The sequence below is a fragment of the Dietzia sp. MNB45 genome (assembly GCF_051994785.1).
GTDB lineage: Bacteria > Actinomycetota > Actinomycetes > Mycobacteriales > Mycobacteriaceae > Dietzia > Dietzia kunjamensis.
On the sequence record NZ_CP163397.1, the window covers coordinates 2,069,058 to 2,087,899 of the forward strand.

The 18,842-nt window shown below is 72.3% G+C and carries 17 protein-coding genes; 3 read left to right on the forward strand and 14 right to left on the reverse strand.

Annotation, left to right across the window (positions count from 1 at the left end; genetic code table 11):
- Positions 1 to 32 precede the first annotated feature (32 nt).
- Genes AB5G72_RS09930 through gatC form a run of 3 tightly spaced genes read right to left on the reverse strand, consistent with a single transcriptional unit; the run spans position 33 to position 3,165 of the window.
- Entirely contained in the window at positions 33 to 1,418 is a 1,386-nt protein-coding gene (locus AB5G72_RS09930) for a DHA2 family efflux MFS transporter permease subunit (RefSeq protein ID WP_440219785.1), read from the reverse strand.
- A complete protein-coding gene (gene gatA / locus AB5G72_RS09935) occupies positions 1,415 to 2,869 on the reverse strand; it encodes an Asp-tRNA(Asn)/Glu-tRNA(Gln) amidotransferase subunit GatA (RefSeq protein WP_440219786.1) in 1,455 nt (484 codons plus the stop codon). Before gatA ends, AB5G72_RS09930 begins: the two co-directional genes overlap by 4 nt.
- Entirely contained in the window at positions 2,866 to 3,165 is a 300-nt protein-coding gene (gatC, locus tag AB5G72_RS09940) for an Asp-tRNA(Asn)/Glu-tRNA(Gln) amidotransferase subunit GatC (RefSeq protein ID WP_067718272.1), read from the reverse strand. The genes gatA and gatC overlap by 4 nt, the downstream gene beginning before the upstream one ends.
- A gap of 77 nt (positions 3,166 to 3,242) precedes the next feature.
- Between gatC and AB5G72_RS09945 the strand changes: the two genes are divergently transcribed.
- Positions 3,243 to 3,899, forward strand: a complete 657-nt coding sequence (locus tag AB5G72_RS09945; protein ID WP_440219788.1) for an amino acid-binding protein — start codon at positions 3,243 to 3,245, stop codon at positions 3,897 to 3,899.
- A 48-nt stretch (positions 3,900 to 3,947) separates the two neighbouring features.
- Here the strand turns inward: AB5G72_RS09945 and AB5G72_RS09950 are convergent, their stop codons facing one another.
- Positions 3,948 to 4,322, reverse strand: coding sequence for a hypothetical protein (locus AB5G72_RS09950; RefSeq protein WP_413957337.1), 375 nt, complete (start codon positions 4,320 to 4,322; stop codon positions 3,948 to 3,950).
- Complete coding sequence (gene ligA, locus AB5G72_RS09955; RefSeq protein ID WP_440219789.1) at positions 4,319 to 6,517, reverse strand: NAD-dependent DNA ligase LigA; 2,199 nt, start codon at positions 6,515 to 6,517, stop codon at positions 4,319 to 4,321. Before ligA ends, AB5G72_RS09950 begins: the two co-directional genes overlap by 4 nt.
- 59 nt (positions 6,518 to 6,576) lie before the next feature.
- Here ligA and AB5G72_RS09960 point away from each other — a divergent pair, with 59 nt between their 5' ends.
- Positions 6,577 to 7,272, forward strand: a complete 696-nt coding sequence (locus tag AB5G72_RS09960) for an exonuclease domain-containing protein (RefSeq protein WP_120283569.1) — start codon at positions 6,577 to 6,579, stop codon at positions 7,270 to 7,272.
- Positions 7,273 to 7,303: 31 nt separating this feature from the next.
- Here the strand turns inward: AB5G72_RS09960 and AB5G72_RS09965 are convergent, their stop codons facing one another.
- The 6 genes from AB5G72_RS09965 to AB5G72_RS09990 form a co-directional block, all read right to left on the reverse strand.
- Positions 7,304 to 8,347, reverse strand: coding sequence for a cobalamin-independent methionine synthase (locus AB5G72_RS09965; protein WP_440219790.1), 1,044 nt, complete (start codon positions 8,345 to 8,347; stop codon positions 7,304 to 7,306).
- 40 nt (positions 8,348 to 8,387) lie between these two features.
- Positions 8,388 to 9,518: a tRNA 2-thiouridine(34) synthase MnmA gene (gene mnmA, locus AB5G72_RS09970; protein WP_253001931.1), complete on the reverse strand. Its 1,131-nt coding sequence runs from the start codon at positions 9,516 to 9,518 to the stop codon at positions 8,388 to 8,390.
- The gene (locus AB5G72_RS09975) at positions 9,515 to 10,711 is read right to left on the reverse strand and encodes a cysteine desulfurase family protein (protein ID WP_440219791.1); all 1,197 of its coding nucleotides are present in this window, start codon (positions 10,709 to 10,711) and stop codon (positions 9,515 to 9,517) included. Before AB5G72_RS09975 ends, mnmA begins: the two co-directional genes overlap by 4 nt.
- A gap of 94 nt (positions 10,712 to 10,805) precedes the next feature.
- Positions 10,806 to 11,756, reverse strand: coding sequence for an electron transfer flavoprotein subunit alpha/FixB family protein (locus tag AB5G72_RS09980; protein WP_096905270.1), 951 nt, complete (start codon positions 11,754 to 11,756; stop codon positions 10,806 to 10,808).
- 52 nt (positions 11,757 to 11,808) lie between these two features.
- Positions 11,809 to 12,594: an electron transfer flavoprotein subunit beta/FixA family protein gene (locus AB5G72_RS09985; protein WP_067718293.1), complete on the reverse strand. Its 786-nt coding sequence runs from the start codon at positions 12,592 to 12,594 to the stop codon at positions 11,809 to 11,811.
- A 175-nt stretch (positions 12,595 to 12,769) separates the two neighbouring features.
- Positions 12,770 to 14,401, reverse strand: a complete 1,632-nt coding sequence (locus AB5G72_RS09990; RefSeq protein ID WP_120283575.1) for an AMP-binding protein — start codon at positions 14,399 to 14,401, stop codon at positions 12,770 to 12,772.
- Positions 14,402 to 14,598: 197 nt separating this feature from the next.
- On the opposite strand from AB5G72_RS09990, the gene AB5G72_RS09995 reads away from it, so the two are divergent.
- Positions 14,599 to 15,963 carry an outer membrane protein assembly factor BamB family protein gene (locus tag AB5G72_RS09995; protein WP_440219792.1) on the forward strand — a complete coding sequence of 455 codons (1,365 nt, stop codon included), beginning with the start codon at positions 14,599 to 14,601 and terminating at the stop codon, positions 15,961 to 15,963.
- Here AB5G72_RS09995 and AB5G72_RS10000 read toward each other — a convergent pair.
- From AB5G72_RS10000 to AB5G72_RS10010, 3 genes are read right to left on the reverse strand one after another with little or no spacing between them, the layout of a single operon-like run.
- A complete protein-coding gene (locus AB5G72_RS10000; protein WP_440219793.1) occupies positions 15,948 to 17,165 on the reverse strand; it encodes a THUMP-like domain-containing protein in 1,218 nt (405 codons plus the stop codon). The two genes, AB5G72_RS09995 and AB5G72_RS10000, sit on opposite strands and share 16 nt — an antisense overlap.
- 10 nt (positions 17,166 to 17,175) lie before the next feature.
- Positions 17,176 to 17,922 (reverse strand): NUDIX hydrolase, encoded by a 747-nt coding sequence (locus AB5G72_RS10005; RefSeq protein ID WP_067718303.1) that lies wholly within the window; start codon positions 17,920 to 17,922, stop codon positions 17,176 to 17,178.
- Positions 17,919 to 18,770 (reverse strand): ABC transporter ATP-binding protein, encoded by an 852-nt coding sequence (locus AB5G72_RS10010; RefSeq protein WP_067718305.1) that lies wholly within the window; start codon positions 18,768 to 18,770, stop codon positions 17,919 to 17,921. The genes AB5G72_RS10005 and AB5G72_RS10010 overlap by 4 nt, the downstream gene beginning before the upstream one ends.
- Positions 18,771 to 18,842: the final 72 nt, after the last annotated feature.

The following is an 18,842-nucleotide window of genomic DNA, read 5'->3' on the forward strand; positions in this document are numbered from 1 at the left end:
AGTCTAGGTCCGCCCGCCCCGCATCGCGGCGGTCACCGCCCCGGGCTCACCGACTGTTCACGGGTACGGAACGCCATGGTGGCCAGCCCTCCCAGCAGGACGACCACGGCGGGGAGGAACATCGCGTCGGCCACCGCCTGACCGATGTCACCGTGGGCGACGAACCGGGCCTGGACCACCGCGCCGATCGCGGCGGACCCCAGCACCGCCCCGACCTGGCGGGTGGTGTTGTAGACACCGGATCCCGCGCCCGCCGACGTCAATTCGAGGCGCCGCATCGCGGTCGACGACGTCGGGGCCCACACACACCCGTTGGCCACCCCCATGAGGGCGATCGGACCGAGCAGGACGGGGATCGAGGTCTGGGCATCCATCACCAGGGCGAGCCAGAACAGGGAGACCGCATACGAGAAATAGCCGATGCCCGTGAAGATCCGCGGATCGAGACGATCCGCCCAGCGTCCGACCAGCGGCGCCAGCACACCCGCGATCAGGGCCATGGGCAGCAACATCATCCCCGCGCGGGTCGGGCTGAGTTCCTTGACCCCCTGGAGGTAGAACATGAGCGGCACCATCGTTCCGGCGGTGACGAAGCCGATCGTCGAGACGCCGAACGTCCCGATCGAGAAGTTTCGATCCCGGAACAGTCGTAGAGGAACGAGCGGCTCGGTGCGGACGCGGGACTGCCACCACACGAACACGGCGAGACCCACCACGCCCGCCGCGATGAACCCGGCGGTGGTCCCGCCCCATCCGTGTTCCTCGCCCTGCTGGATCCCGAACACCAGCAGGAACATGCCCACGGCGGACAGGACGATCCCGGCTACGTCATACGAGCGCGACCTCGTCTCCAGTACAGGGACCCAGAGCCATACCAACACCACCGCGAGGACACCGAACGGGATGTTGACGAAGAAGATCCACCGCCAGTCGAACGCGTCGATGAGCACCCCGCCGAAGACCGGACCCACCACGGAGGCGATACCCGCGACCGCACCCCACGCACCCATGGCCGCGCCGCGGCGCGCGGGTGCGAACACGCGCGTGATGACGCTGAGCGACTGAGGGGTGAGCAGTGCCGCGCCGAATCCCTGGAACACCCGCGCCACGATGAGGGTCTCGATGTCGGGCGCCAACCCGCACCACAGGGAGGCGCCGGTGAACAGCGCCAGCCCCGCGATCGACACCCGTCGCGGTCCGATCTGGTCCCCCAGCCGACCGGTGAACAACAACGGCACCACGTAGGCGAGCAGATACGCGCTGGTCACCCAGATGACCTGGTTGGTCGTGGCGCCGAGTTGGGTGACGAACGCGTCGGTGGCCACCGCCACGATCGTCTGGTCCACCAGGATCATGAAGAACCCGATGACGAGTGCCGCGAGCGCCTTCCATGCGTCCCTCTCGGGGACGGTCGTCACGCTATCGCGCCTCTCGCGGCCTCGTAGGCGGCCCCGACCCGGTAGAGACGGTCGTCGGCGAGTGCCGGTGCCATGATCTGCAGACCGGCGGGCAGGCCCTCCACCAGACCGGACGGCACGGACATCCCGCAGTGGCCGGCCAGGTTCAGCGGCAGGGTGCACAGGTCGAACTGGTACATCGCGACCGGGTCCTCCACCTTGTCCCCGAGCGGGAACGCGGTCGTCGGCGTGGTCGGCGAGATCAGCACGTCGACCTTCTCGTAGGCGGCATCGAAGTCGCGTGCGATGAGCGTGCGCACCTTCTGGGCTTGGCCGTAGAACGCGTCGTAGTACCCGGCCGACAGGGCGTAGGTGCCGAGCATGATGCGGCGCTTGACCTCGGGGCCGAAGCCCGCCTCGCGGCTGGCGGCCATGACCTGGTCGGCCGACCCGTCACCGGTCCGCAGGCCGTAGCGCATGGCGTCGAAGCGTGCCAGGTTGCTGGAGACCTCGGACGGGAGGATGAGGTAGTAGGCGGGCAGCGCGTAGCGGAAGTTGGGGCACGAGACCTCGACGATCTCGGCACCCAGGTCGCGCAGGGTGTCCACCGCGCCGCGGAACGACGCCTCGACGCCGGGCTGGTAGCCCTCGCCGGAGAACTCCGTGACCACGCCCACCCGCAGGCCCGTCAGGTCACCCTTCGCGCCCTCACGGGCGGCGGCAACGACGTCCGGGACCGCCACGTCGAGGCTCGTCGAGTCGCGCGGGTCGTGCCCCGCGATGACCTGGTGCAGCAGCGCGGTGTCCTCGACGGTGCGGCCGCAGGGGCCGCCCTGGTCGAGGGACGACGCGCAGGCGACGAGACCGTAGCGCGAGACCGTCCCGTAGGTGGGCTTGACGCCGACCGTCGCGGTGAGCGCGGCGGGCTGGCGGATCGACCCGCCGGTGTCGGTACCGATGGCGATCGGGGCCTGGTGCGAGGCCAGCGCCGCGGCCGAGCCACCGCCGGAACCACCGGGGGTGCGGCTCGGATCCCACGGGTTGCGGGTGGGGCCGTAGGCCGAGTTCTCGGTCGAGGACCCCATGGCGAACTCGTCCATGTTGGTCTTGCCGAGGATCGGGATCCCCGCCTCGCGCAGTCGCGCGGTGACCGTGGCGTCGTACGGCGAACGGTAACCCTCGAGGATCCGCGAGCCGCACGTGGTGGGCGCGTCGGTGGTGGTGAACACGTCCTTGAGGGCGATGGGCACGCCCGCCAGGGGTCCGAGCTCCTCGCCGGCCGCCAGTCGGGTGTCGACGTCCCGGGCCGCCCGGAGGGCCTCGTCCGCGCCCACGTGGAGGAAGGCGTTGATCTCGCCGTCGACCTCGCCGATACGGTCCAGGTGCGCCCGGGTGACCTCCTCCGAGGACACCTCCCGCGCGGCGATCCGCCCGGCCAGCTCGGCGGCGGTGGCGGTGGTGAGCTCGGTCATGCGTCCTCCCCCAGGATCTGCGGAACCTCGAAGCGCTGTTCGTCGGCCGCCGGGGCCTGGTCGAGTGCCTGCTCCGGGGTGAGGCCGGGCGTGACCACGTCGTCGCGGTAGACGTTGGTGATCGCAGTGGGGTGGCTCATCGCGGGCACGTCCTCCGCGGCGACCTCGGACACCGCCTGCACGTGGTCGAGGATGTCGGTGAGCTGCTGTGCGAACGAGTCCAGCTCGGAGTCGCTCAGTTCCAGGCGGGAGAGCCTGGCCAGATGCGCGACGTCCCCGCGTGAGATCGAGGTCACGTGCCTGCCCCTTTCCGTGACGTGGTCGGTACCGGCCCAGCCTAGTCAGCCCGAATGCGTGCGGCACAATGGGCGTCATGTCTTATCTGCTCCGTGTCATGCTGCCCGACCGACCGGGCAGTCTCGGCTCCCTCGCGGTGGCGCTGGGGACCGTGGACGCGGACATCATCAGCCTCGACGTGGTGGACCGGTTCGACGGGGTCGCCGTCGACGACATCGTCGTGGAGGTCCCGCACGGCACCTTCCCGGACGCCCTCATCACCGCCGCCGAGCGCCTGGACGGCGTGATGGTGGACTCCCTGCGGCCATTCGGCGGGATCCTCGACGCGCATAGGGAACTCGAACTCATCGACGCCGTCGCCGGGGCGGGTGCCGGGGCTTCCCAACTGCTCGCCGACGAGCTCCCGGCCGCGTTGCGCGTCGGCTGGGCGCTGGTCGTGGAGGTGGCCGGGGACTCGGGGTGCCGTCTGGTCGCGCGGGGCGACTCCGCGCCGATGTGGGAGGGCGGCGAGGTCTCCGTGTTGCGCGGCCTGGAACGGGTGACCGCACTGGACGACGACGACGACGGCGTGCCGGCGGAGTGGACGGCCATGGACACCTCGCTCGCGGCCGCGCCGTTGAACTCGGGGCACATTCTCGTGGTGGGCCGACCGGGCGGTCCCTCGTTCAGGCCGTCCGAGGTCGCTCGGCTGGGGTACCTCACGGGGATCCTGCGGTCCCTCGACGCCGGCTGACCGGGCGGGCCCGCCGCCCGGCCGGCGCCGGTCCGGAACGGATGTCGGTCAGCGTCGGGGTCCGCGTCGCCACGACCACACCGCGACCGCCGCGGAGAGGAGCACCGTGACCGGGAGAACCCACGCCAGGTCGGTCATGAGGACGATCTGTCGGAACTGCTCGTTGGACAGGAACTGCGCGACTTCGTTACAGGAGTAGAGGCAGGAGACCGGCTTCGACATCGGGCCGACCCAGAGCCACACCAGTCCGGCGAACGCTCCGGTCGACGCCCCCGCCACGGCGGAGGCCGACACCGCGAGGATGCGCCGGCGACGCTCGCTCCGCAGACCACGGAGGGAGACACCGACCGCGAGCGCGAGACCGACGCCCGCTCCGAGGAACAACGGCCAGGGGAACTGGACGAGGGGCGTTATCGGGGTCACGGGTCGGTCTGCTCCGGTTCCGCGTCCACCTCCGGGTCCAGGTCCCCTTCCCCCGCCCCGGCCGGACCGTTGTCCATCAGGTCGACGAAGCCGGCCTCGTCCAGGATCGTCAGGCCCAACTCCTCGGCCTTGGCCGCTTTGGACCCCGGGTTGTCGCCCACCACGACGTAGTCGGTTTTTTTGGAGACCGACCCGGAGGCCTTGCCGCCGCGAGCGATGATCGCCTCCTTGATGCCGTCGCGCGTGAAGCCCTCGAGTGAGCCGGTCGCCACGATCGTCAGTCCCTCCAGCGTCCGCGGGATCGATTCGTCGCGCTCGTCGGCCATCGAGACACCTGCGGCGGTCCAGCGGTCGACGATCTCGCGGTGCCAGTCGACGTCGAACCACTCGACCACCGAGGCCGCGATGGTCGACCCGACCCCGTCCGTCTCCGCCAGTTCCTCCTCGGACGCGGCGCGGATGGCCTCCATGGTCCCGAACCGGGTCGCCAGGGCGCGCGCGGCCGTGGGGCCCACGTGTCGGATCGACAGCGCGACCAGTACCCGCCAGAGCGGTCGGTCCCGGGCGGTGGCGAGGTTGGCCAGCAGCTTGCGACCGTTCTCGGTGAGCACGGTGCGTTCGGGTTCGGCCCCCGCCTCGATCTGCTTGCGGGTGGCCTTGTCGACGCGGGTGTAGAGGTCTGTCCTGAGCAGGTCGGGCTCGGTGAGGTCGAACAGTCCGGCCTCGTTGACCAGCACCCCGCTGGTCAGCAGGTCCGAGGCGCCCTCGTACCCGAGCGCCTCGATGTCGAGGGCGTTGCGCGAGGCGAGATAGAACAGCCGCTCCCGCAGCTGGGCGGGACAGGAACGCTGGTTGGGGCAGCGCCAGTCGGCGTCGCCCTCCTTCGCCGGGGCCAGGACCGTATCGCACTCCGGACAACGTTCGGGGAAGACGAACTCGCGCTCGGTGCCGTCGCGCCGCTCGACCACCGGGCCGAGGACCTCGGGGATCACGTCACCGGCCTTCCGGATGACCACCGTGTCGCCGATCAGCACGCCCTTGCGGATCACCTCGGTCTGGTTGTGGAGGGTGGCCAACGAGACCGTCGATCCGGCGACCGTGACCGGCTCCATGTGAGCGAAGGGGGTGACCCGTCCGGTGCGCCCGACGGAGACCCGGATGTCCAGGAGTGTCGTCATGACCTCCTCGGGCGGGTACTTGTAGGCGATGGCCCACCGCGGCGCGCGGGACGTCTGGCCGAGTCGGCGTTGGACCGCGCGGTCGTCGATCTTCACGACGAGACCGTCGATCTCGTGTTCGGGGTCGCTGCGGTGCTCACCCCAGAACCTCATCCGCTCGACCACCTCCTCCACCCCCGTGGCGGGCGCGGTGTGCGGTGAGACGGGCAGGCCCCAGTCGGCGAGGGCGAGGTAGACGTCGTGGAGGCTCTCGAAGGTCGCGCCCTCGACCGCACCGAGACCGTGGCAGTACATGCCGAGCCGGCGCTGGGCGGTGATGGCGGGGTTCTTCTGGCGCAGCGACCCGGCCGCACTGTTGCGCGGGTTGGCGAACGGCGCCTTGCCCTCCGCCACCAGACGGGCGTTGAGCTCGGCGAAGTCCTCGAGCCGGAAGAAGACCTCGCCCCGCACCTCGATGAGCGAGGGCACCGGGCGGTCGTCCGACGGGGTGAGCGTCACCGGGATGTCGTCGATGGTCCGCGCGTTGAGGGTCACGTCCTCTCCCGTACGGCCGTCACCGCGCGTGGCGGCGCTGACCAACTTCCCGTCACGGTAGACGAGGTCCAATGCCACGCCGTCGATCTTGACCTCGCACAGGAACGGCAGGCTGTCCTCTGGGACGCCCGCCTGCTCGACGGCGGAGGCGACCCAGTCGCGCAACTCCTCCTCGGAGAACACGTTGTCCAGGCTGGTCATCCGCTCGAGGTGCTCGACCGGAGCGAAATCCGTCGAGAAGCCGCCGCCGACCAATTGGGTGGGTGAGTCGGCGCTCCGCAGCCCCGGGTGCGTCTCCTCGAGCGCCTGCAACTCGCCGAAGAGCCGGTCGAACTCGGCGTCGGAGACGATGGGCGCGTCCTTGACGTAGTAGCGGAACTGGTGATCGCGGACCGTCTCTGCGAGCTCGGTCCACTCCTGCCGCACCTCGGGCGGGATGTCCCCCGTGCCGACGGGCTGACTGTTGTCATCGGGAAGGCTCACAGGGACAGGGTAATGCCGGGCGGGGCCTCGATGTCGGAGCGCTGCCCTACGGTGAGCCCATGACAACCCACACACAGCTCCCGCTCGCCATCGACCGGAACCGACTGCTCGCGTTCGACCTCGAGACCACCGGTCCCGACCCCCGGACCGCCCACGTCGTCTCCTCTGCCCTCATCGCGATAGACGGGCAGCACAAGAAGGAGCGGAACTGGCTCGCCGACCCGGGGATAGACATTCCCGAGGGGGCGACGGCGGTCCACGGCATCACCACGGCCCATGCCCGCGAGAACGGCCGTCCCCATGCCGAGGTCATCGCCGAGACGGTGGCCGCCATCCGCCGGGGATGGGGCGAGGGACGCACGCTCGTCGTGTTCAACGCCTGCTACGACCTGACTATTCTGCGCCGGTGGGACCCGTCGTTCGAGATCCTCGGTCCCGTGATCGACCCGTACGTCGTGGACCGTGCGGTGGATCCCTACCGGAAGGGCAAGCGGACGCTTGAGGCCCTGTGCGGTCTACACGGGGTACGACTGGACAGCGCCCACGAGGCCGCGGCGGATGCACTCGCCGCCGCCCGGCTGGCGTGGAAGATGCTGGGCGGTCAGCAGGAACTGTCGAGTCCGGACTGGCGGGAGGTCAATGCGCGACAGGCGAGTTGGCACGAGACGCGCCAGCGGGACTTCGTCGCGTACCTGGAGCGGTCCGGCAAGGACTCGTCCGACGTCAACATCCTCTGGCCGATGGCGGCAGTGTAGCGCCGCGTTGTCTGTTACTCCGCGTCGTCTGTTACTCCGCCACCCGTGGGGTGGTCTCGGCCACCAGACGGGCGCCCCGGAGGGCGGCCGCGGCACGGTCCTCACCGGTCGAGGTCTCCTCGGTGGTGGGCGTGAGGATGACGCGGTCCAGGGTGGAGTACCTGGGCGCGCTCAGTCGGTCGAGCAGAGCCAGCAGTCCCACTGCGGTGTCCTCGGCCTCCGCCACGGTGCGTGGCGGCGGGCCGCCGCCGGGTAGACCCTCCAGGTGGAGGATCCCGCCGTTACCGAGGACCGTCCCGGCGGCATCCAGCGCGGCATGCGACCGGGCTGTGTGCAGCGGCGCGGTCGCCAGGCACACCCCGTCGAGAGGCGTCTCACCCCGCGGGGGGTCGCTGACGACCTCCCAGACCGGAGGTGCCCCAGGGTCGGAGGTGACCGGGAGCCGGATCAGGACCTCTGCGGCCCCGGCGTCGCGGAGCGCATCGGCGAACCGGCAGAGCGACAGGGCGAGTTGATCAGGGGGAACGGCCGCGATCGGGTCGAGACGGCTGGGCGAGCGGACCGTCCCGGCGGCGACATGCCAGAGCAGGGGCTCGTCCAGCAGGATCCGTGCGCCTGCCCCTATCCGGCCCGCCAGCCGCACGGCACGCGCACTCGCGCCCTCCGCCAGGGAGGCGGCCAGGTCTCGCCGGGCACCGCGGTCGCTGAGGACGGGAAACCCGCCGGGCAGTTCCACCCCGGCCGCGAGGGACCACGGGCCCACCACACGGACCTGCAGACGACGGGAGTCGGTGGCGGGGTCCCCCTCGGGATCCCGGGCCCGCTCGTCGGCCTCCTCGAGGGCGTCGGCGTCCCGGTCGAGGAAGTCGGCGGCCCGGCGGGCGAGGCGCCCCGGCGAGTCCGCGAGTCGCCATCCGCGCGGGGAGGCGTCGGCCGGCAGGTCGGCGAGCAGCGCCAGCGTGCGGCCGATCTGGTCGGCCCCGGGGCCGCGATCCGGTAGTTCGGGCAGGAACGGCAGCGCGTGGCATTCCCCCATGACCATCCGCGCCGATTCACGGGGGTCGGTGCCGGGCATGGGACCGACCCGGTGCTGGACGGGCCCACGCCCCGCGGCGTCACGTGGTCTCCGCGGCCGGGCGGGACGCGGAGATGGTTCCACTCCCCAGAACGCGGTCGCCGCCCGGCTCGGACCTGTACAACACGGCGGCCTGGCCCGGAGCCACGCCGCGGATCGGCTCGTCGAGCGTGATCTCGAGCCGGGCATCCGGTCCGTCGCCGAGGCGTCGGACGTGTCCCGGGGTCGCCTCGCCGTGGGCGCGGATCTGCACCCGGCAGTCGGTCTCGCGGATGTCGTCGTCGACGAGCCAGTAGGGCGAGGACGCGGTCATGCCGGACGAGAGCAGGTGGTCCGCGCCACCGACTGTGACGGTGCCGCTGTCGGCGTCGATCGCGGTGACGTAGCGGGGCCGACCGTCCGCGGCGGGGCCGCTGACCCCGAGGCCCTTGCGCTGGCCGATGGTGAACCCGTGGATGCCCTCGTGGCGGCCGAGCTCGTCGCCGGTGTCCGCGTCGACGACCGCCCCGGGCCGCATGCCGATCCGCGCCCCGAGGAAGGCGCGGGTGTCGCCGGAGGGGATGAAGCAGATGTCATGACTGTCGGGCTTGGAGGCGACGGGCAACCCGGCCGCGTCGGCCTCGGCGCGGACCTGCGACTTGAGCGAGTCCCCGAGGGGGAACATCGAGTGCGCGAGCTGCTTCGGCGTGAGCACGCCGAGGACGTACGACTGGTCCTTGGCGTCGTCCACGGCGCGACGAAGGACCGGCCGTCGGGTGCCGTCGGGCAGTTCCTCGGACGACAACTGCGCGTAGTGGCCGGTGGCGACGGCGTCGAAGCCGAGCGCGATGCCCCGCTCGAGGAGCGCCTCGAACTTGATGCGCTCGTTGCACCGGAGGCACGGATTGGGTGTCTCACCCCGGGCGTAGGACTCGACGAAGTCGTCGATCACGTCGGCACGGAAGCGCTCGGCGAAGTCCCACACGTAGAACGGGATGCCCAGCAGGTCGGCGACCCGACGGGCGTCCCCCGCGTCCTCCCGCGAGCAGCATCCGCGCGATCCCGTTCGCAGGGTCGCGGGGTCCGCACTGAGGGCGAGGTGGACGCCCACGACGTCGTGTCCGGCGGCGACGGCACGGGCGGCGGCGACGGCGGAGTCCACTCCCCCGCTCATGGCGGCGAGGACCCTCATGATGCGGCCACCCCGGTGCGGGCGAGCCCGAGACCGGCGACGCGGGCGCGTTCGGCCGCGGGCCCGATCGCGGCGATGGCGGCGTCGACGTCGTCCTCGGTGGTGGTGTGCCCCAGGCTCAGTCGCAGACTGCTGCGGGCAGCGGCCTCGTCGGCACCGAGGGCCAGCAGGACGTGACTCGGCTCGGCCACACCGGCGGTGCAGGCCGACCCCGTGGAACATTCGATCCCGGCGGCGTCGAGCAGCAGGATGAGCGATTCGCCGGAACAACCGGGGAAGGTGAGGTTGGCGATGCCGGGCAGGCGATCCCCGCCTCCGTTGGCGATCGCGCCGGGGACCTCGGCGAGCACACCGGCGACGAGTCGATCGCGCAACCGGCTCAGACGCAGGGCCTCGGACTCCATCTCACGGACCGCTTCCTCGAGCGCGGCCGCCATGGCGACGACCCCGGGCACGTCCACGGATCCGGACCGCAGGTCCCGCTCCTGGCCACCCCCGTACCCGATCGGCACGCAGTCGGCACCGCGGTCGAGGAGCAACGCACCGACGCCGAGCGGTCCACCGAACTTGTGCGCGGAGAGACTGAGAGAGGTCACGCCGAGGCCGGAGAAGTAGACCGGGACGTGGCCGACGGCCTGGACGGCATCGGTGTGGACGGCCGCGCCCACCGCGCGGGCCGGGCCGGCCGCCGCCGCGACATCCGTGAGGGTGCCGATCTCGTTGTTGCCGAGCATCACCGCGACGAGGGCCAGTCGCGGGCCGAGCTCGTCGGCAAGGTCACGGACCGTTGCCGGGGTGACGGCGCCGCGGGGGTCCACGGGCAACACCCGGACGGCCTTCCGACCGCCACGGTCGGTCGCCAGGTGGGCGGCGGCGTCGAGGACGGAGTGGTGCTCGGTCGCCCCCACGGCCACCACGTCGCCCGCCGAGGCACCCACCTGCCCGAGAACGGCGAGATTGTCGGACTCCGTCCCGCCGGAGGTGAACACCACCTCTGACGGCCGGCAGCCGAGATGGTGCGCGAGCGACTCGCGGGCCTCCTCGACGCGGCGACGGGCGCGGCGTCCGGAGCCGTGGAGCGAGGACGCGTTGCCGACCGAGGAGGACGCCTCGGCGTAGGCGGCGACGGCCGCCGCACGCATCGGGGTGGTCGCGGCGTGGTCGAGATAGTGCACGGAGCGGGTGGTGGGCATATCGCTGGCAAGGATACGCCCGAACGCGCCGGACCCCGGCACCGCAGGGGTGCCGGGGTCCGGGTGACGCTGGTGGACGCGGTGCGCGTCCTGCTCACTTACGGGCGTTGATGGCCTCGGTGAGCTGCGGGGCGACGTTGAACAGGTCGCCGACGATGCCGTAGTCCGCGATCTCGAAGATCGGGGCCTCCTCGTCCTTGTTGACGGCGACGATGGTCTTCGACGTCTGCATGCCGGCGCGGTGCTGGATGGCGCCCGAGATACCGAGGGCGATGTACAGCTGCGGCGACACGGTCTTACCGGTCTGACCGACCTGGAACTGTCCCGGGTAGTAGCCCGAGTCCACGGCGGCGCGCGACGCGCCGACGGCGGCCTTGAGCGAATCGGCGAGCGGCTCGACGACCTTCTCGAAGTTGTCGGCGGAGCCGACGCCGCGGCCACCGGAGACGACGACGGTCGCCTCGGTGAGCTCGGGGCGGTCGCCACCGACGATCGGGTTGCGCGAGATGACCTTGGCAGCGTTCTCGGGCTCGGGGACCTGCACCTCGACGACCTCACCGGCGCCGGCGGCCGGGGCGGCCTCGACGGAGCCCGGACGCAGCGTGTAGATCGGGGTCTCGCCGGAGACGGTCGCCTCCACGGTGAAGGCGCCACCGAAGATCGAGTGGACGGCCGAACCGTCGGACTTGATCTCCACGACGTCACACAGGGTGCCGGAGCCGGTGCGGGCCGCGAGACGACCCGCGACCTCCTTGCCCTCGAACGTGGCGGCCAGGACGATCGCGGCCGCACCCTGCTCGGCGAGGCCGGCCAGGACGTCGACCTTGGGGGTGACGAGGTAGTTCTGGACCGCGTCACCCTCGGCGACGTAGATCTTCTCCGCGCCGGCCTCCTTGAGGGCATCGGTGAGCGCGGCGGCGGTGCCGGTCTCACCGAAGACGACCGCGGAGGGCTCTCCGAGGGCACGAGCGGCGGTCAGCAGCTCGAGGGACACCTTCTTGAGTTCGCCGTCGACGTGCTCGACCGCGACGAGGACTTCAGCCATGGTGGATTCTCCTTGAAAAAGACTGGGATGAGTCGGTCGGGGTGAGTTCGCGTCAGATGAGCTTCTGCGACACGAGGTACTTGGCGACGTCGTTGCCGCCCTCGCCCTCGTCGGTGACCTTCTCGCCGGCGGCGCGCGGCGGCTTGGGGCTCGCGGAGGTGACGCTGGACGCGGCGTTGTCCTTGCCCACCTGGGCGGCCTCGACGCCGGCGTCGGCCAGCGTGAGGGACTCGACCGGCTTCTTCTTGGCGGCCATGATGCCCTTGAAGGACGGGAACCGCGGCTCGTTGATCTTCTCGCCGACGGAGACGACGCACGGCAGGGTGGCCTCGACCTCGAAGATGCCCTCGTCGGTCTCACGCTCGCCCTTGGCGACGCCGTCGGCGATCTCCAGGGTGCGCATGTGCGTCAGCTGCGGGAGGCCGAGGTACTCGGCGAGGATGGCCGGGACGGCACCCATGCGGCCGTCGGTGGCCTCGTTGCCGGCGATGACCAGCTCGGTCCCCTCGATGGTGCCCAGCACGTTGGCCAGCGCCCACGAGGTCTGGACGACGTCGGAACCGTGCAGGGCCTCGTCGTTGAGGTGGACGGCCTTGTCGGCGCCCATGGACAGGGCCTTGCGGATGGCCTCGGTGGCGCGGTCCGGACCGGCGCACAGGACGGTCACCTCGCCGCCGTGGGCCTCCTTGATCTGGAGCGCCTGCTCGACGGCCTTCTCGTTGATCTCGTCCAGGACCGCGTCCGCGGCCTCGCGGTCCAGGGTGTAGTCCCCGTCCGTGAGCTTGCGCTCGGAATAGGTGTCGGGAACCTGCTTGATCAGTACGACGATGTTCGTCATGGGCCTGCGTCGACCTCCTGCGAGTCGGGGCGGGGTGCGCCCCCGTCTAGACCGGGCGCACCGGATTGTGGTCCTGCCAGACACAATAACGCGGCCGTGGCCGCGGTGACGGTGCCGGGGCGGTCGGTGGCGGGGCACGGCGCCCGGTCGGCGGCCACCGGGTGGGGCGGGTGGTTCAGTTGATGCGCTTGTCCCAGCCGGACCAGGCGGCGTCGCGCAGTTCGTTCTTGCGGACCTTTCCGGTCGACGTCCGGGGCAGGGCCTCGGTCAACTCCACCGCACCGGGCACCTTGTAGCGCGCGATCCTGGTCCGGCAGTGCTCGATCACGGCGGCCTCGTCGAGCGTGGAGCCCGGCCGGACCACGACGTAGGCCTTGGGACGCTCGCCCCACTTCTCGTCGGGCATGGACACGACCGCGCAGTCGACCACGTCGGGGTGGGACACGACCGCCTGCTCGACCTCGATGGTGGAGATGTTCTCGCCGCCGGAGACCACGACGTCCTTGGCGCGGTCCAGCAGTTGCACGTATCCGTCCGGGTGCATGACGCCCAGGTCGCCGGAGTGGAACCACCCGCCGGCGAACGCGGTGGCCGTGGCCTCGGGGTCGCCGAAGTACCCCTTCATGACCCCGTTGCCGGTCATGACGACCTCGCCCATGGTCACGCCGTCGGCGGGGACGTCGACCAGCCGGCTCTCCCCCGGTGAGGTGCGCTCGACCACGCGCACGGTGTCGGCGTGGATCATGGCGACGCCCTGGCGCGACTTGAGCCCGGCCCGCTCGTCAGGGTCCAGGTCGGCCCATCCGGGCTGCGGGGTGCACACCGTGAACGGGCCGTAGGTCTCGGTCAGTCCGTACACCTGGGTGACGTCGATGCCGAGGTCCTCGAAGCGGCGCAGGATGGTCGGCGAGGGCGGGGCCCCGGCGGTGACCATGCGGATCCCGTCGATCGGCCGGGCGGCCGGGTCGTCGGCGATGGTGGACAACACGGCTGGTGCACCGGCCAGGCGGTTGACCCCCTCGTCGTCGAACAGTCTCCAGATCTCGTCCCCGCGGACGGCGCGCAGACACACGTGGGTCCCCCTCGCACCGGTCAGCGCCCAGGTCGTGCACCACCCGTTGCAGTGGAACATGGGCAGCGTCCAGAGGTACTTCGAGTCGGCGTCCAGGCCCTGGGTGACGATCTCGCCGAGGGAGTTGAGGTAGGCGCCCCGGTGCGTGTACATGACGCCCTTGGGTCGGCCGGTGGTGCCGGAGGTGTAGTTGACCGCGATGACGGAGTCCTCGTCGGCGACCGTCCACGAGACCGGCTGAGGGGAGGCGGACGCGAGGGCGTCCTCGAGAGCCTCGGCGCGCGGGCCGAAGCGGGCCGGGTCGGGTTGCGTGCCGTCGGCGTCCGGGGCGACCAGGACGAGACGCAGCGCGTCGGGGACCTCGTCGCCCAGCCCCGCGAGGAGTTCCGCGTCGGCGATGAGGACGGCGATCCCGGCGTGCTCCACGATGTAGGCGATCTCGGCCGGGGCGAGGCGGGTGTTGAGCGCGACCACGGCGCCGCCCGCGAGGGGGACGCCGAACTGCGCGAGCAGCGCCTCGGCCGAGTTCGGCGCCAGGACGCCCACCCGGTCACCGCGCGCCACGCCGCGCATCTTCAGCAGGGAGGCCAGCCGGGTGGCCCGGTCGGCGAACTCGGCGTAGGTCTGACGGCGCGGGCCGTCGACGACCGCGGTGGCGTCGGGTGAGACGCGCGCGGCCTTCTCGAGGAAGCTCAGCGGGGTGAGCGCGGTGTCGAGTCCGGAGTTCGCTGTCATCGGGGTGTGGCCGCCTTCCGTGGGCACGGGTGATGCCCGTCACGGTAGCCGCGGAGTGCACTCCGCGATCCGTGATTCCCCCGCCCCGCACCCCTGCACGTCGGTCCCCGCGTCCGCCACGTCGGAGCGCCGGTCGGGTGGGCGGCGGGTGGCGGACTACTCTCTCGTGTGACTGTCTCGACTCGACGGGGGGACCTGTGGCATCGGCACCGGCACTGACACCGCGCACCGCGCGGGCCCTGGTCGCCGTCGCTCTGGCGGCGGGGGTGGCCGCCGGGTGCGCCTCGGACGCGGAGAGTGGCGGCGCCCGCCTGGGCCAGGCCGCGAGCTGGTCCTCGCTCGCGGGTGGCCCGCCGAACTCCGGACGCGCACACTCCCCGGTCTCGGACGCCCCCGGGCTGCTGTGGTCGCGCGCCCTCGGTGCGCCCGCGGTCGGCGTGGCCTCCTCGGACGGCATCGGCACGTCGTTCCAGGCCACGATCTCCGACCGCGGGTGCAATCTCTTCGCACTGACCGCCGACGACGGTCGCAAGCGGTGGTGTCTGCGCCTGCCGACCGACGGGCCGCGGATCACCGCGACAGTCGACGGGCGCGGTTCGCTGTTCGTGCCCCTCTACGGCGGGGTCGGCGCCCTGACGGCCGAGGGTGAGAACCGCTGGACCGCCGCGACCCGGGGCGTGCCCACCACCGTGACGTTGCTGGACGGACGCCACCTGCTGCTCGTGTCGCACCTGGGGGCGGCACGGGTGATCAACGCCCACACCGGTCTGGACGTCACGCCCGAACTGCGGATCGCCGGCGACATCTCCACGGACGACCCGGCGTACGGGATCCCGTGGTGCGCGACCGGCGAGCGGGGCTGTCCGGTCCCCGCCCCCGCGGCCGTGGACACGGACACGGCCACCGCCTACCTCACCGCGTGGACGCCGGGCGCCGACGATCCGGAGTTGGTGGCGGTGCGACTGGTCGCCGGTGAGTTCTCCGCCCTCGACGTGCTGTGGCGTGCACCCCTGCCCGACGGGCGCCTGGGGACGCCGGTGGTGCTGTCGAACGCCCGGGACGAGGTCTACGTCCACGCGGCCGACGGCGGTCTCGCCGCGTACTCGACGTCCGACGGCGCGGCCCTGTGGACCGCCCCCGTCGGGTACCGGCCGGACACGCCGCCCGCCCTGTTGCCCGACGGCACCGTGGTCAGCGGCGGTCGCACGACGACCGTGTGGAGGGGACCCGACGACGACCACGACGACGACGCGGGCCCGGCGCCGGTGGTGGCCGTTCGCGGGCAGGACGGAACCGGCCGGGTGGTCTGGCGCCGGGACGACCTGCGCCAGCTCACGAACCCCGCCGCGACGCCGGACGGGCGGGTGCTGGTGGCCGTGCGCTCGGGCGGATCCGACGACGAGCCCGGCATCGCGGTCCACCTGCTCGACGGCGCCGACGGCGCCACCCTCCACCGGATCGAGGTGCCCGCGGCGACGGGCCCGGTCTCGGGACTCAGCGTCGACGCGGCTGGCCGGATCGCGCTGACGACCGCGGTGGGCGCCCTCTACGTGTTCGAGTGAGCGGTGCGCGGCCCGCACACGAACACCACGGCGGAGCTGCCGATCCGGGTCACCACCAGCGCGAGTGGCCGTGACCCGCTGAGCGAGAGCGAGCGTCGCAGCACGTCCGGGTCGGTGTCGACGCCGCGGACGAGGATCTCCAACGACCCGCAGTCTCGCCGGCGCAGCACGCGGCGCAGCTGCTTGCGGTCGAGCCTGCACTTCTCGAGCACCTCGAACCCGGTGTAGCCGTCCGGGACCCGTGGCCCGGTCAGATGGGCGATCCTCGGGTCGAGCTGGCGGAGCCCGTGGCGGCGGGCCCAGTGCCGTACGAGTCCGGCGCGGACGACCGCCCCGTCGGGGTCCACGATGAACCGCTCGGCCTCCTCGTGGGCGTCGACCTCGTCGTCGTCGCCGTCTGTCACCTCCTCCACGTGGACCGCGACCCCGTCCGCGACGAGGCGCGGTGGTCCCCACGGTCCGGCCGCGTCGGCGGCGGCGGTGCGGACCACGGTCGCACGGCGGCGCACACCCGCGGACAGGCCCGGCGACCACAGGCACGCCTCCCGCACCGAGCCGTCGAGGGACACCAGTTCGACCTCCCCGCAGTGGTCGAGCACCGAGGTGTCGAGGCCCGGGGCGCACTTGATGACGTGATCGCGGTCGGCGGCGACGGCGAGCAGGCCGGGCAGCGGCGGGCTGAGCCGCGCCGGGTCGTGGACCCGACGGCCCCCGGACCGGCGGGCGGGGTCCGCCACCAGGATGGCGTCGCGGCTGGGCGGGGCGAGCGCGTCGGCCACGCACACGAGTGCATCGGGGACGTTGTGGGCCGCCATCCGCGCGCGGACCGGATCCAGATCCGAGCCGATCACCCGGTCGGCCGTCCGGACGAGTTCGGTGAGCTCGGCGCCGACGGAGCAGGTGACGTCGTGGACGTCCCGTCCTGCCAGGCGCCCGGCCCGCAGGGCCGCGACGGGCCACGCGGTGGCCTGCTGGACGGCCTCGTCGGTGAGCAGCATCGCCCCGGCACCCCGGATTCGACCCCTCGCGCGCGCCCGGGCGGTGACGACGTCGATCGCCGCCGCCGCATGCACGGGATCCGCGCGCCGGACGGCCGCTGTCGAGGCCACGAGGTCCGCGCGGGACCACGCCAGGCCGGCTGCGAGGTCGAGCAGGTCGCGTCCGGCGGCGGTGTGCAGGAACTCCAGGTCCTCGGGGGTCACCGACGCAACGTTAGTTCCCGCCCGGAGCGATGGCCCGCGGGGTGGCCAGGACCTCGTCGACATCGGCGGCGGCGGCCAGATCGGACAGCACGTCGAGGGTCGGGCGCAGCATGCCGAGCCGGCCGAGGGTCCCCGCCTGCGCGGCGTCGTCGGCGCGGATCCACTCGGTCGCGCGCGCCTCGGTCGTGCCGCCGTCCGGCTCGACGCCGTGGGGCAGGGCCGCCACGAAGAACAAGGTGTCGTACCGGCGCGGGGGTCCGACCGGGGTGGTCCACCGGTCCCACGGGCGCAGCAGGTGCGCGGACAGCACCAGCCCGTGCGCGGCGAGCAGCGAATCCAGGTCGCCCTCCCCCGCGTCGAGTGCGCGCCGCTCGTCGGGGCCCGGCGGGTCGGCCGGTGCGGCGGCTCCCGGCCCGGTCGCCGGCTCGGCGAGCAGCACCCCGGTCTCCTCGAACAGTTCCCGCGCCACCCCGCGGACGGCCGCGGCGGCGCGGTCCGCCTCGATCCCGAACCGCCCGGCCCACCACTCCGGCTCGGGTCCGCGCCAGGGGCGGGTGCCGTGGTAGTCCCGCGGTTCGACGCCTCCGCCGGGGAACACCGACATCCCGGCGGCGAACTGCATGGTCGCCACCCGGTGCTGCAGGAAGACCTCCACTCCCCCGCCGACCCGCGCGTCGCGGACCAGGGCGACCGTGGCGGCCTCGCGGACCGGCACGGCCTCCGGCGCGAACGCCGCGGGAGCCTCACGTGCCGTCATGCCCGTGGTGCCCGCCGGTGCCGGCCCGAGCGGCGCGCCCGGCGCGCGAAGTAGCGTCCGTCGATCGCGTCCACGACGATCGACTGGGAGAAGGCCCTGCTGAGATTGTCGGAGGTGATCACCTCGTCGATCAGCCCCATCGCGGTGACCTCGCCCTCTGCCAGGAGCATGGCGTGGGTGAACCCCGGGGGGATCTCCTCCACGTGGTGGGTGACCAGGACCGTGGCGGGGGCGTCCGGATCCATCGCCATGTCCCCGAGGCGGGCGACCAGGTCCTCCCGGCCGCCCAGGTCCAGCCCCGCCCCCGGCTCGTCGAGGAGCAGCAGTTCGGGATCGGTCATCATGGCGCGGGCGATGAGCACGCGCTTGCGCTCCCCCTCGGAGAGGGTGCCCCAGGTTCGCTCGGCCAGGTGCTCCGCCCCGATCGACTCGAGGGTGTCCGCGGCGCGCTCGAAATCCTCCGGGTCGTACTTCTCCCGCCAGCGGCCCAGCACGGCGTATCCGGCGGAGATGACCAGATCCTGCACCACCTCGTCGCCGGGGATGCGACCGGCCACCGCGACCGACGACAGGCCGACACGGCTGCGCAGCTCGGTCACCTCCGTCCGGCCCAGCTGCTCCCCGAGGATGACGGCCGTCCCCGTGCTCGGGTACTCCAGGGCCGAGGCGATCCGCAGCAACGAGGTCTTGCCCGCGCCGTTGGGGCCGAGCACCACCCACCTCTCGTCCAGTTCCACCTGCCAGGACAGGGGCCCCACGAGGGACGTGCCGTCCCGCCGGAGCGAGACGTCGCGGAGGTCGAGGACGAGGTCGGGGTCGATGTCGATCAGGGTGCTCACGACGCCCATCTAACCGGTAATCGGGAGGACGGGTGGCGAAGAACACGGCCGTGCAGGTGAACGCCGACTCGGGCACCCCTG

Excerpts from the sequence above, each read along its gene's own strand:
- gatA (WP_440219786.1), bottom strand. The coding sequence starts at position 2,869 with ATGACCGAGCTCACCACCGCCACCGCCGCCGAGCTGGCCGGGCGGATC.
- AB5G72_RS09945 (WP_440219788.1), top strand. The coding sequence starts at position 3,243 with ATGTCTTATCTGCTCCGTGTCATGCTGCCCGACCGACCGGGCAGTCTC.
- AB5G72_RS09960 (WP_120283569.1), top strand. The coding sequence starts at position 6,577 with ATGACAACCCACACACAGCTCCCGCTCGCCATCGACCGGAACCGACTG.
- AB5G72_RS09965 (WP_440219790.1), bottom strand. The coding sequence starts at position 8,347 with ATGCCCGGCACCGACCCCCGTGAATCGGCGCGGATGGTCATGGGGGAA.
- mnmA (WP_253001931.1), bottom strand. The coding sequence starts at position 9,518 with ATGAGGGTCCTCGCCGCCATGAGCGGGGGAGTGGACTCCGCCGTCGCC.
- AB5G72_RS09975 (WP_440219791.1), bottom strand. The coding sequence starts at position 10,711 with ATGCCCACCACCCGCTCCGTGCACTATCTCGACCACGCCGCGACCACC.
- AB5G72_RS09980 (WP_096905270.1), bottom strand. The coding sequence starts at position 11,756 with ATGGCTGAAGTCCTCGTCGCGGTCGAGCACGTCGACGGCGAACTCAAG.
- AB5G72_RS09985 (WP_067718293.1), bottom strand. The coding sequence starts at position 12,594 with ATGACGAACATCGTCGTACTGATCAAGCAGGTTCCCGACACCTATTCC.
- AB5G72_RS09990 (WP_120283575.1), bottom strand. The coding sequence starts at position 14,401 with ATGACAGCGAACTCCGGACTCGACACCGCGCTCACCCCGCTGAGCTTC.
- AB5G72_RS10005 (WP_067718303.1), bottom strand. The coding sequence starts at position 17,922 with ATGACGGCACGTGAGGCTCCCGCGGCGTTCGCGCCGGAGGCCGTGCCG.
- AB5G72_RS10010 (WP_067718305.1), bottom strand. The coding sequence starts at position 18,770 with ATGGGCGTCGTGAGCACCCTGATCGACATCGACCCCGACCTCGTCCTC.